This is a genomic window from Pontibacter rugosus (assembly GCF_042678745.1).
GTDB lineage: Bacteria > Bacteroidota > Bacteroidia > Cytophagales > Hymenobacteraceae > Pontibacter > Pontibacter rugosus.
The window spans coordinates 1-10,780 of the sequence record NZ_JBHTLD010000177.1; the positions used below are offsets into that span (position 1 = coordinate 1).

The 10,780-nt window shown below is 45.6% G+C and carries 14 protein-coding genes and 1 riboswitch; of the genes, 11 read left to right on the top strand and 3 right to left on the bottom strand.

Annotated elements, in window-relative coordinates; translation table 11 throughout:
• Positions 1-106: 106 nt before the first annotated feature.
• The 7 genes from ACFQ2O_RS16400 (at position 107) to ACFQ2O_RS16430 (ending at position 5,273) form a co-directional block, all read left to right on the top strand.
• Positions 107-1,294 carry a THUMP-like domain-containing protein gene (locus tag ACFQ2O_RS16400; RefSeq protein ID WP_377530141.1) on the top strand — a complete coding sequence of 396 codons (1,188 nt, stop codon included), beginning with the start codon at positions 107-109 and terminating at the stop codon, positions 1,292-1,294.
• 120 nt (positions 1,295-1,414) lie between these two features.
• Entirely contained in the window at positions 1,415-1,627 is a 213-nt protein-coding gene (locus ACFQ2O_RS16405; RefSeq protein ID WP_377530143.1) for a hypothetical protein, read from the top strand.
• 94 nt (positions 1,628-1,721) lie between these two features.
• Positions 1,722-1,988, top strand: coding sequence for a hypothetical protein (locus tag ACFQ2O_RS16410; RefSeq protein WP_377530145.1), 267 nt, complete (start codon positions 1,722-1,724; stop codon positions 1,986-1,988).
• A gap of 24 nt (positions 1,989-2,012) precedes the next feature.
• Positions 2,013-2,192, top strand: coding sequence for a hypothetical protein (locus ACFQ2O_RS16415; RefSeq protein ID WP_377530148.1), 180 nt, complete (start codon positions 2,013-2,015; stop codon positions 2,190-2,192).
• Positions 2,193-2,374: 182 nt separating this feature from the next.
• Entirely contained in the window at positions 2,375-2,896 is a 522-nt protein-coding gene (locus tag ACFQ2O_RS16420) for a GNAT family N-acetyltransferase (RefSeq protein WP_377530150.1), read from the top strand.
• 230 nt (positions 2,897-3,126) lie between these two features.
• Entirely contained in the window at positions 3,127-4,017 is an 891-nt protein-coding gene (locus tag ACFQ2O_RS16425) for a dienelactone hydrolase family protein (RefSeq protein ID WP_377530152.1), read from the top strand.
• A 125-nt stretch (positions 4,018-4,142) separates the two neighbouring features.
• On the top strand, positions 4,143-5,273 hold the full coding sequence (locus tag ACFQ2O_RS16430) for an erythromycin esterase family protein (protein WP_377530154.1): 1,131 nt from the start codon (positions 4,143-4,145) through the stop codon (positions 5,271-5,273).
• 25 nt (positions 5,274-5,298) lie between these two features.
• Here ACFQ2O_RS16430 and ACFQ2O_RS16435 read toward each other — a convergent pair whose 3' ends face one another.
• A complete protein-coding gene (locus ACFQ2O_RS16435; RefSeq protein ID WP_377530156.1) occupies positions 5,299-5,898 on the bottom strand; it encodes a DNA-3-methyladenine glycosylase in 600 nt (199 codons plus the stop codon).
• A gap of 116 nt (positions 5,899-6,014) precedes the next feature.
• Positions 6,015-6,222, top strand: a riboswitch (cobalamin riboswitch).
• Between the two features lie 5 nt (positions 6,223-6,227).
• Here ACFQ2O_RS16435 and ACFQ2O_RS16440 point away from each other — a divergent pair.
• Together ACFQ2O_RS16440 and ACFQ2O_RS16445 are read left to right on the top strand one after the other, a co-directional pair.
• The gene (locus ACFQ2O_RS16440) at positions 6,228-8,240 is read left to right on the top strand and encodes a TonB-dependent receptor plug domain-containing protein (RefSeq protein ID WP_377530159.1); all 2,013 of its coding nucleotides are present in this window, start codon (positions 6,228-6,230) and stop codon (positions 8,238-8,240) included.
• Between the two features lie 28 nt (positions 8,241-8,268).
• Complete coding sequence (locus ACFQ2O_RS16445; protein ID WP_377530162.1) at positions 8,269-9,378, top strand: DUF5074 domain-containing protein; 1,110 nt, start codon at positions 8,269-8,271, stop codon at positions 9,376-9,378.
• A gap of 80 nt (positions 9,379-9,458) precedes the next feature.
• Here the strand turns inward: ACFQ2O_RS16445 and ACFQ2O_RS16450 are convergent, their stop codons facing one another.
• The gene (locus ACFQ2O_RS16450) at positions 9,459-9,770 is read right to left on the bottom strand and encodes a hypothetical protein (protein WP_377530165.1); all 312 of its coding nucleotides are present in this window, start codon (positions 9,768-9,770) and stop codon (positions 9,459-9,461) included.
• 146 nt (positions 9,771-9,916) lie between these two features.
• On the opposite strand from ACFQ2O_RS16450, the gene ACFQ2O_RS16455 reads away from it, so the two are divergent.
• On the top strand, positions 9,917-10,087 hold the full coding sequence (locus tag ACFQ2O_RS16455) for a hypothetical protein (RefSeq protein ID WP_377530167.1): 171 nt from the start codon (positions 9,917-9,919) through the stop codon (positions 10,085-10,087).
• 52 nt (positions 10,088-10,139) lie between these two features.
• Positions 10,140-10,367: a DUF2798 domain-containing protein gene (locus ACFQ2O_RS16460; protein WP_377530169.1), complete on the top strand. Its 228-nt coding sequence runs from the start codon at positions 10,140-10,142 to the stop codon at positions 10,365-10,367.
• A 116-nt stretch (positions 10,368-10,483) separates the two neighbouring features.
• On the opposite strand, the gene ACFQ2O_RS16465 is transcribed toward ACFQ2O_RS16460, so the two are convergent.
• Complete coding sequence (locus ACFQ2O_RS16465) at positions 10,484-10,708, bottom strand: hypothetical protein (protein ID WP_377530171.1); 225 nt, start codon at positions 10,706-10,708, stop codon at positions 10,484-10,486.
• Positions 10,709-10,780 lie beyond the last annotated feature (72 nt).

The following is a 10,780-nucleotide window of genomic DNA, read 5'->3' on the forward strand; positions in this document are numbered from 1 at the left end:
CGTATTTTTGTTTAATATTTTTAATAAAAGATTAAACAAAAATTTGAATATACAGATGGATTCATAAATAGGTAACTTTACCGGGAGTTAAATACAGTAAGGCCGCATGCGTACATTTACCCCGGAGGAACAGCAATTTATACTTGAGCACCAGCAACAGGATGTAGCACAATTGATGCTGCAGGCTAGCCGCTACCCTAAGCTACCGGTGCAGGAGCTGGTGCAGCAGATTAAAGCAAGGCAAAAGGCAAGCACTAAGTTGCAGACCTGGGTAGCACATCCGCAGGCTGTATTTCCGGTGGCGCTGTCGGTAGAGCAAAGTTCTTCGGAGGCAACAGCGGCTTACAAAGCAAGCCTGTTACAGGGTGAGCTACTCATTGATTTAACTGGTGGCTTTGGCGTAGACAGCTTTTACTTTGCAAAACATTTTGCCCAGGTGGTACACGTGGAACAGAACACGGAGCTACAGGAGGTGGCTGCATATAACTTTCAGCTGCTGGGCGCAAACAACATCCAAAGTATACATACTACCGCAGAAGACTTTATAACTAAGTTTAAAGGTAAAGCTGATGTTTTATACTTAGACCCCGCCCGCCGGGGCAACCACGACCAAAAACTGCACCTGCTACAGCACTGTGAGCCGGACATACTACACCTGCTCCCGCAACTGTTGCAAAAAGCCAATACCATACTGCTCAAAACCTCGCCGATGCTGGATATAGAGCAGGCCATACAAGAGCTTGGCTATGTGGCACAGGTATGGGTGGTGGCTTTGCAGAACGAAGTAAAAGAAGTTTTATACTTACTGAAACCGGAGGTTCCTGCTCCTGCTGATGCCCTACGTACAGCAATAAACCTTCTGCCTGGTGCAGCGCCACAGTTGCTCTCCTTTAGCCGGGCGCAGGAAGACGCCGCCACACCTGATTATACCGACCCGCAGCAGTTTATCTATGAGCCAAATGCTGCCATACTTAAAGCAGGTGCTTACCGCTACCTTGGCCAGCATTTACACCTGCACAAGCTGCACCCCAATAGCCACCTTTATACCTCTGCACAATTAATTATAGACTTTCCGGGCCGTAGTTTCAAATGTATGGGCGTGAGCCGCTATAACAAAAAGGAACTACTGAAACACTTGCCTGGCAAGAAAGCCAACATTACAGTGCGCAACTTCCCGGAGTCTGTAGCTGATATACGCCATAAAACAGGTATAAAAGAAGGTGGCCACACGTATCTCTTCTTTACCACAGACATGCACCAAAAGCCTATTGTGCTGATCTGCGCAAAAGCCTAACATCCCCTCTACCTCTTGTTATTAAGCGCTTCGCACCTAAACATGCCCATTGCTGCATCGTACATAGTATAGAAAGCCAGTAACAAAGTATAGCTGGCAATACTACAAAAGAATACAGCTATGAAAGACGAGAAAAACAAGAATACTGAAGACAGAATGAAGCAGGACGTGAATGAAACGTCTCGCACCATAAAGCCGGGTGAATCTATTAAAAACGGTAGTACCAGTTCACAGAGCGATGCAACTTCTCCTACAATAGGCGGAACTGGCGGTGGTATCACAAATATCCGCTCTGGTAAGGATGTAGAAGAAAACAGTGATCAGAAATACTAGCCATTGCTACAGAACATGAGCTAGTTGCGCTCGTACACTATTGAACGGCTTTTCTTCAAAGGCCGATTGTTTCACCATTAACCTATGAGAGCAGATGAAAAACGAAAAGAACAAGAGTTGGGAATTCAATGGCTTCGCAAGTAATCCTGAAAAATCATACGAGTATGGCAAAAAAGGCAGTAAGCTAGCTGTCGAAGCCTCTATTAGAAGCATGAATAATACTGGCTCTAACACACAGACTAAACCAGCTCCTTCCGCAGAAGAACGCAACAACCACCAAGGCAGGCCTGCAAAAGGTGGCAAAGGATGGCAGAATGTAAGCGACAACGCTAACAGCAAAAATGGCTCTTCTGAGGAGTAAAATATAACTTAACTTAAGAAACAGATGAAAGATCAAGATAAAAACAAGCAGTCTGAACTGACTGATAAAAGTAAGAGCGACAAAAAGGATATAACCAATAGCCTTGAGCGCGATGTAACAGACACACCTCTAAAGCAGGGCCAGACACCACAAGGCCGTACTGATAACGAGCAGGACAGCGAAAGCAACAAGGCAAACAGCTAAAAGGCTTTTTATACTTAAAGAGCAGCCACAGCAGCCATGTTGTGGCTGCTCTTTTTTATAGCAGCTGCGGGCACTTGTATAAGCAGTTAAATTTAATCTACTCTTTACATAAGGGTATGACCAAAAAATGCTAAATCAAGTATACTGTTAGTCCCTTTCAATAAAATCAAGCTTAAGAATACATGCAAGTAGGGTTGACGATGATAAGTATAAAGCACCTCCGCGATGTGCCTCAGCACTTTGATACTGTAGCTGACTGGATTTATCATCAGTGGTGGGAGAAGCCGGGCAACACTGTGGACGTTGTAAAACAACCTTTACGGGAGCACCTGCATGCCAAAGACTTTCCGGCTGCATTTGTAGCTATGGATGGCAACACCCCTGCCGGCTCTGTGCTGCTGTTAGCCGATGATGGTATAACCGAACTCCCGGACCTGACCCCATGGCTGGCAGCACTCTATGTTGCCCCACAATACCGCATGCAGGGCGTAGGCAAGCAACTGGTACAGGCGCTAGAGCATCATGCCCAGTGTATAGGCTATACGCAGCTATACTTGGTAGCTACCGACAGGGTAAGCTTTTATTTGGACCTGGGCTGGCGCATACATACCAAGCTTGGTGGTAATATGGGCATTACCATCATGCGCAAGAACCTTTCTGCGGTTTCCGCCAAATCGCAAAGTGCCGCCTCCGAGCAAGTATAATTCTTGCCTCGCTTGCAAACACTTTACCGGTATAACCTCTGGCGCAACCAATCTTTGTCTTTCTGTGGTATCACATGAGTTTCCGGCATTGAGCGGAAGCAGAGCACTGTAGCTTACATCCCCCTGTTTCACAGGTAAATTCCTCAGGTAGTTTATATAAAAGCAGGAGTACGAGTACCTTATCATGTAGAATTCATTATATTCAAAGGTATAAACTTATACTGCCGAAGATGGACGAAATCAATAAGAAAGATATCAAACAAGAGGTGCTTGACCTTTATGATGATTATGCACACAACCGGCTAAACAGGCGTGAGTTTGTGCAGAAACTATCGCTATACGCTGTGGGCGGCCTTACTGTAGCATCGCTTATGAGCTTCCTGATGCCGGATTACAAAGGCAAAATTCAGGTTACTCCAGATGATACCCGTCTAAAATCAGACTATGTCTATTACCAGTCTGAGAAGGGAGGCGGAAAGATAAAGGCTTTGTTATCGAAGCCAGCGAATGTAAAAAAGAAACTCGGCGGCATAGTGGTTGTGCATGAAAACAGAGGCCTGAACCCACACATTGAAGATGTAGCCCGAAGAGCCGCGTTGGCAGGCTTTATTTCCATTGCCCCGGATGCTTTAACACCACTGGGCGGCTATCCTGGCACAGACGATGAAGGCCGTGCACTGCAAAGTAAGCGGAACAGAGATGAAATGCTGGAAGACTTTATAGCTGCTTATAACTACCTCAAAAACCACCCGGATTGTAACGGTAAAGTGGGTGTCGTAGGGTTTTGCTTTGGCGGCTGGATTTCTAACATGATGGCCGTTCGGATTCCGGATTTGGCGGCAGCTGTTCCTTTTTACGGAGGCCAACCCCCAATAGAAGATGTGCCCCAAATAAAAGCTCCCCTCCTGCTGCATTATGCTGAGCTAGACACCCGTGTTAATGAGGGATGGCCAGCTTATGAAGCGGCTTTAAAGGAGCACAACAAAAAATATACAGCTTATATGTACGCCAATGCTAACCATGGCTTTCATAACGACACCACACCCCGTTACGACAAAGCTGCAGCAGAACTTGCCTGGAAACGCACCACTGACTTTTTCAAAAAGGAGCTAAAGGCTTGAAGAAAGCCTGAGCGGCAACGATTTTATTAGCACTGGAGAGGTAAATATGTATTTATACTAGCCATGCTACACCACTCGCTCAGCTTACAAGTCTATTCATGTACAAATAAATAGTTAAGCGTTTTATGAAAAATACGTTAGCTACTCTGTTATTTATAATCTGCCTATCTGTTACCCATCATCTATTGGCACAGACTCCGCTTGAGGGCCTCCCTACACTTCACAATGCCAAAGTAATTGCAGTAGGCGAGTCAGCTCATGGAGTAAAAGACTTTACTAAGTATAAAGTAGAGCTATTTAAAGCCTTGGTAACGAAGGGTGTCACGAGAACTCTTCTGATCGAAACCAACTACTCAGCAGCTTCAGCTATCAATGATTATATAAGGAGTAACCAAGGCTCTCAGGCTGACTCTGTAATGAAAAAGGGGCTTTATGGTATCTGGGCAGGAGACGATATGGCTGAACTGATAACCTGGATGAGGGATTACAACAGCAGCAAACCGACAGATGAGCAGCTTTCTTTCCTTGGTTTTGATGCTCAATCTGCCAAAGCTGCCACCGAAGCGATAGAAAACTTTTTAAAAGAGAAGAATGCTGATTCTCATACATTACTACCTGTCAACGGCCTTACACTTATGAAAGAATTGGGCGTATCGCGTACCTATAACATCAAAAAGCTACCAAAGGAAGACCAGGAGAAAATTAAAAAATCAGTTATAGCTTTAAGAAGCCTTGTTGATGTACACGCAGCACAGCGCCCAGCCCTACACTTGCACATGAGAGTGATAGAACATACCCTTGCCTTCGAGAAGGCCAACCCTATCAACTTTACTAATATAAGAGATGCTAACATGGCAGAGATAGTGGCTGAGCAGCTAAAGCATGAAAGCAAACCTGTTTTTCTGTGGGCGCACAACGGGCACATAAACAAAGCCAGGAGCCTATGGTACAAACCGATGGGCTACCATTTAAGCAACGTATTAGGTGCTGCGTATGTAGCTGTCGGACTTGACTTTCGTGCAGGAGAAATTAGAAACACATACACAACCGGAACAACAAGATTTGAACCGGTACAAGATCCTAAGTGGATTGGAAAGAAAATTAATCAGCCGATGCAGGAGGTAACGTTACTCCACATGAAGGACTTTAAAGGTATAACTATCAGAAATATTGGGTCTGGAAACGGAATGTACAAAACGAAATCAGACCAGTCTTTTGACTATATGGTATACTTCAAAAATGTTAGCCCGATGTAAGTCGCGAAAGCAGAAGCTACTCTTCTCACTTCTTCTTGCTTACCCACTTATTGCCTTTCACCCAGAAGCGCCAGGGCAGCAGGGCATCCTCCTCAGCATAATCTATACCTATGCGCGGGCCAGTGGCTATACTAGCAGAAGGTATGTTTGTATTCTTATCTTCCAGCCAGACAGCACTGCCGGTAAGGTCAGCGCCATAAAGCTTTTTATCAATACCCAAGGCAATGCTTAGCACACCCGGTCCGGCCGTCAGGTTTGGCTTTATACTTGCCATCCCGCGCCGCAGCAGCATTTCCTCTACCCCTACCTCCGGCTCAATGGCTCGTACCAGCACCGCATCGGCATTACCCTCTGTGTTAGTAATGATATTAAACAGATGGTAGATACCATACACTAAGTATACATAGGCTATCCCACCTTCGTGATACATGATTTCTGTGCGCTTCGTGCGGCGGTTCAAATGGGCATGGCAGGCTTTGTCGTTTTGCCCCGAGTAAGCCTCTGTTTCCACAATCATACCGCCTGTTAATATACCGTCTACACAGGTATATACATACTTGCCCAACAGCTCCTGCGCCAGCTGCACCACATCGGGTCGGGTATAAAAGGATTTCGGAAGCTTCACGATTTAATGTACAGTGACTAATTGAGAATGCATAATCATAACATGGCTATACGTTTACATCTTACTGGTTGTACAAAGTTTAAGACAAAAAACATTATTAATTGATCATTATTCCTTACTTTTGCACCCAGATTGGTGGCCATAACTACTGCCGTGGTTATAGCCTTAAAAGGGAAGCAGGTGTAAGTCCTGCGCTGTTCCCGCAACTGTCATCTTCTATTAAAGGGTTAGCCTAACACCAACGGCCACTGTACTGCAACCGCAGCATGGGAAGGCGGGCTAACTGAAGAGAGCCAGGAGACCTGCCAGTCCGACACCAAATTTGTCGTATGCTTTCGGGTAAAAAGCTGCACGGCCACCGCCTTACCGCGATTGCTGTTTCTGCCTGTATACCTGTTTGCATGCTTCGGGATGTAAGCAAAACTATCGTGGTAAAATTATTTCCGTTTCTGAAAGTATGGCTATGTGCCAGCCTGTGCAGCATTGCGCCCATGGCATTGGCACAGCAAGACACGAGTGCCTACCAGTTGCGGACGGTGGAGGTTTTCGGTAACCCTACTGAAGTATACACAGTGGGTAGCAAGGTAGCGTATATTGACAGTACCTTCCTGAGCACCTATAGCTCCAGTTCCTTAGCAGACGCGCTACAGGCACGCACCCTGTTATACTTTAAAAGCTACGGCCCAAGTGGCATTTCATCTGTTGCCTTTAGGGGAACAAACGCTTCGCAGACGGCTGTACTCTGGAATGGGTTAAATATTGCACCTGCCTCACTGGGCCAAACTGACTTTTCTACGATACCGGTAACAGGCATTGGTCATGTGGCCGTGCAGTATGGGTCGGCAGCGGCAAACTATGGTAGCGGGGCTATTGGCGGAGCCATCCTTTTAAATTCTCATGAATACAAACAGCAGGGTTTTGGCACTGACATAAAATTGGAAGCAGGTAGTTTTGAACGTTATTTTGGGAGTGGCAGTGCAAGCTACAGCGGCAAAAAGCTAGCGTACGGCTTAAGCGTCTACAACCTAAAGGCAGCGAATAACTACACCTATAAAGACCTCAGTCGATTTGGCACCCCGCTAGCAAGGCAGAACCATGCGGCGGTAGCGCAGCGCGGCTCCACACAGGATTTTAGCTGGCAGATTTCTCCTAAAACAGAAGTGGCTTTGCACGGCTGGTATACGTACGCTGACCGTGAAATACAACCAGCCATGGGATCTGCTGACACGGATGCCCATCAAGTGGACGAAAGCCTGCGCTTGATGGCTGAGTTAAACCACTTAAGCTGGCTTGGACAAACAAGTATAAAAACAGCTTACTTCAACGATTTCCTGCACTACACAGACCTTAGCAACGATTCTAAGTCGGATGTAGATACGTATCAGCTACAGGCAGAGCAAACCTATACGTATGGGCGGCACTGGAGCCTGCGTGGCGGTTTTAACTTACAATATTTTAAAGCTTTGAATGATGGCTATGCAGGTGAGCCGAACGAGGTACGAAGCTCTGTTTTTGCGCTTTTCCGCTACGACCCCGTTGAACCGCTACAACTTAGCCTTAACCTGCGCCAAGCTTTTGTAGAAGGCTTTAACCCACCACCCACACCCTCGCTAGGGTTTAACTGGAAGCCCCTGAACAACGACTTACTTGCACTTAAAGGCAGTATCAGCAGCAGCTACAGAGTACCTACCCTTAACGACCGCTTCTGGATTGGTGCCGGCAACCCTAACCTTAAACCTGAACAAGGCTGGAACTATGAGGCCGGTATGCAGAACATCACTGACCTTGGCTGGGCAACGCTAACAACAGAAGCCACTGCTTACCTGATGCAAATAGATAACTGGATACAGTGGTCTCCGAGCAGCACCGGCACCTGGCGACCTGCCAACCTTCAGAAAGTAGAAAGTAAAGGGCTGGAGTTAAGCACATCCGCCACATCAACTATAGGCGAGGCAAAAGTGCAGGCAACGGCAGCTTATACCTATACTTCTTCGGAGCAGACAGCAGTATACGAAGGCAGCAGCAACGACTTGGGCAAGCAACTTATGTATGTGCCGCTGCATAAAGGCCTTTTTTCAGCAGAGGCTAAGTATAAAGGCTGGAGCTTGTTAGGCAATATAAATTACACAGGCCTGCGCTATACCTCTAACTCAGAGGCCAACAGTTTGGACAGCTTCCTGCTCCTAAACCTGGCCGTTAGTAAGGAGCTACAGTTGGGGCAGAGCAAGCTGCAACTGGCACTCCGTGCAGATAATGTAACTGACTCTGACTATCAGACAATGGCCTACCGTGCCATGCCGCCACGCGGCTATACCCTCAGCTTACGCTTTATTATTCCTTAAACTATACCATATTCATATTTATAAACGAATGAAAAATTTAAATAAATTCCGCAGCTACTTTTTTGCTGCTACTGTAGCTATCAGCTCATTTGCTTTTACCAGCTGCGATGATGACAATGATCCAGAACCGGAAGTAATTGTAGAAGCCCGTGGGCTCTATGACCAGAAGGGGGTATTTGTACTTAATGAAGGCAACTATGGCTACCCTACCAGTTCTATCTCTTTCCAGAGCGATAGCGCAAACCATAAAGTGGTAAATAACATATTCAGCAAAGCGAATGCTGACAGACCACTTGGAGATGTATTGATGGATATGGACTTGGTAGGAGACCGAGCTTATTTAACCGTTAACAACAGTAACAAAATAGAAATCGTAAACGCCTATACTTTTAAAACCGAAGCCGTTATTGAGAACCTGAAGCAGCCCCGCTTTTTTGCTGCTCTCAACGAGGACAAAGCTTATGTAACGGAGTGGATCAAGTATGGCGAACCCGGACAAGTGTCTGTTATAGATCTGAAGACAAACAAAGTAATAAAGTCTATACCTGTGGGACCAGTGCCAGAGGAGCTTTACATTGCAAATGGAAAAGTATATGTTGCCGTGAGTGGATCTAACGTTGTAGCCGTTATCAATACTGCCACCGATACAAAAGAAGCTGACATTGAGTTAACGGATAGACCTTCTTCACTGGAGCTTGACCAAAATAACAGGCTGTGGGTGCTTTCTGGCGGGCGTGTAGTATACAACGATGACTTTAGCGCAGTCGATTATACGAAGACGACTCCAGGCTCACTTAGCTCTATCAACACCTCTACCAATGCAGTAATAAGCACATTAGTGTTTCCAAGCAATCAAAGTTCCCCAAGCAACCTCACCATCAATGGTGCCGGGAACAAACTATACTTTAACTATAGCGGCAGCACATTTGCGCAGGACGTGAACGCTTCAACTATCAGCACAACCAGCATCATCAACAAGTCTTTCTATGGCATGGATGTAGATCCTGAGACTGGCTATATCTATGGTGCAGAACAGTCGTTTACTGGTAACGGCACTGTTTTCGTTTACCGCCCAGACGGTACACAAGTAACTAGCTTTGTAGCAGGTATAGGCCCGAATGGTTTTAGATTTAGATAACCCTCTGCTCAAAAAGTAAAAGGCATAAGAAAGCCTGCCTCTGTAAACGGAGGCAGGCTTTCTCTTTTAAATGCAGATAATTACTGTACTTCGTCGCGTTCTACGCCGTTTCCTTTGCCATCATAAGCGCCATCGCCCAGCACTTTGGCGTTATTATCTTCGTGCTCTTCATGGTCCGCGTGGTCGTAGTGGCTTTCACCCACCAGTGTATCCCGCTCTACATTGCTCTTATCTTCGTCTGACCCTACCAGTGAGCCTTCCTCTACTATTCCACTTCGTTCTACATTAGTTTCGCCTGGCTCTGTACCCTTGTTACAAGATGCCATACTAAGTGTAGCCATAATGGCTACTGTAAGCGACAATAAGGTTGGTTTTATCTTTTTAATATACATTTTTCTGATTATTTCGGTTAAACATTGCGCCAGCTTTTAGGCCAAAGCGTCTTTATAAGTGTACGTCCTTGCAGAGTTTATAGTTAAAATACGTATCGCCCGCGCTCACAAGCCGTACATTTATACATACATCTAATATAATAACGATGAAAGAGAACAAACAGCAACAGCCCCTGCAGGAAAACACAAAAAATGACTCATCTGACACAGAAAAAGTGCAGCAGGAGCAGGAGAAGCAGCAGCAGCCTTCTGAAACAGGTGGCCATAACCAAACCAGCCAACAGGAATCCGAAGAAGCAGAAAAAGGCCATTCCTGATTTTTAAATATGCCAGCCACTGCCGTACCTTTAAGCTGAAAATTAATCCTACATGAAAAGCAAGTCTGTATCACCCCTACTGCGCCGGAAGCTAGTGATCATTGCCGTTGTAAGTCTTTTACTGGCTTCTGCACTTGAGCTTTATACTTTTGGCTTAGGGTCGGATTTTGTGGGCAGGTGGTTCCGCAGCTTCTTTGTATTTTTTGTGATGATCTCGATGACGATTTTGGCAATCGTACCCGGTGTTAATTATACTGTCGCCCGGTTTATCCGAAGGTAAGTTTATACTTAAGGCACTGTAACAGAAAAGCCTGCGCTTAAGTCGCAGGCTTTTGCTTTATGGGGTAATATAGTTAGTTGGAAATTAATTTCAGTACTCCTAAAATGTCTGCTCTGTTATCCTTTGTGGTTAACTCTTTTTTCTGTGAGCGGCTTAAAGTGCTGCGGTTGGTTTGGAACAACCTTTCGCTCTACATAAGAGGCAACAGGTTCTTCTGTTTGTTCTAAAGGCGATTTTTCAGCATTCCCTGATAAAAAACTCTCCTGCCAATGCAATGAAAGCACTGCCAACACCAGTAGTGTTACAGTCAACATCATCTGAAGGTTCTTCCGCAAAGTCATAGCCACTAGTTTAAGAGATTTTAAGTCGACGGGCTGCTAAGCATCGTCGTTGAACAAATTTAAAAACTTTAT

Excerpts from the sequence above, each read along its gene's own strand:
- ACFQ2O_RS16400 (WP_377530141.1), top strand. The coding sequence starts at position 107 with ATGCGTACATTTACCCCGGAGGAACAGCAATTTATACTTGAGCACCAG.
- ACFQ2O_RS16405 (WP_377530143.1), top strand. The coding sequence starts at position 1,415 with ATGAAAGACGAGAAAAACAAGAATACTGAAGACAGAATGAAGCAGGAC.
- ACFQ2O_RS16410 (WP_377530145.1), top strand. The coding sequence starts at position 1,722 with ATGAAAAACGAAAAGAACAAGAGTTGGGAATTCAATGGCTTCGCAAGT.
- ACFQ2O_RS16415 (WP_377530148.1), top strand. The coding sequence starts at position 2,013 with ATGAAAGATCAAGATAAAAACAAGCAGTCTGAACTGACTGATAAAAGT.
- ACFQ2O_RS16420 (WP_377530150.1), top strand. The coding sequence starts at position 2,375 with ATGCAAGTAGGGTTGACGATGATAAGTATAAAGCACCTCCGCGATGTG.
- ACFQ2O_RS16425 (WP_377530152.1), top strand. The coding sequence starts at position 3,127 with ATGGACGAAATCAATAAGAAAGATATCAAACAAGAGGTGCTTGACCTT.
- ACFQ2O_RS16430 (WP_377530154.1), top strand. The coding sequence starts at position 4,143 with ATGAAAAATACGTTAGCTACTCTGTTATTTATAATCTGCCTATCTGTT.
- ACFQ2O_RS16440 (WP_377530159.1), top strand. The coding sequence starts at position 6,228 with ATGCTTTCGGGTAAAAAGCTGCACGGCCACCGCCTTACCGCGATTGCT.
- ACFQ2O_RS16445 (WP_377530162.1), top strand. The coding sequence starts at position 8,269 with ATGAAAAATTTAAATAAATTCCGCAGCTACTTTTTTGCTGCTACTGTA.
- ACFQ2O_RS16450 (WP_377530165.1), bottom strand. The coding sequence starts at position 9,770 with ATGTATATTAAAAAGATAAAACCAACCTTATTGTCGCTTACAGTAGCC.
- ACFQ2O_RS16455 (WP_377530167.1), top strand. The coding sequence starts at position 9,917 with ATGAAAGAGAACAAACAGCAACAGCCCCTGCAGGAAAACACAAAAAAT.
- ACFQ2O_RS16460 (WP_377530169.1), top strand. The coding sequence starts at position 10,140 with ATGAAAAGCAAGTCTGTATCACCCCTACTGCGCCGGAAGCTAGTGATC.
- ACFQ2O_RS16465 (WP_377530171.1), bottom strand. The coding sequence starts at position 10,708 with ATGACTTTGCGGAAGAACCTTCAGATGATGTTGACTGTAACACTACTG.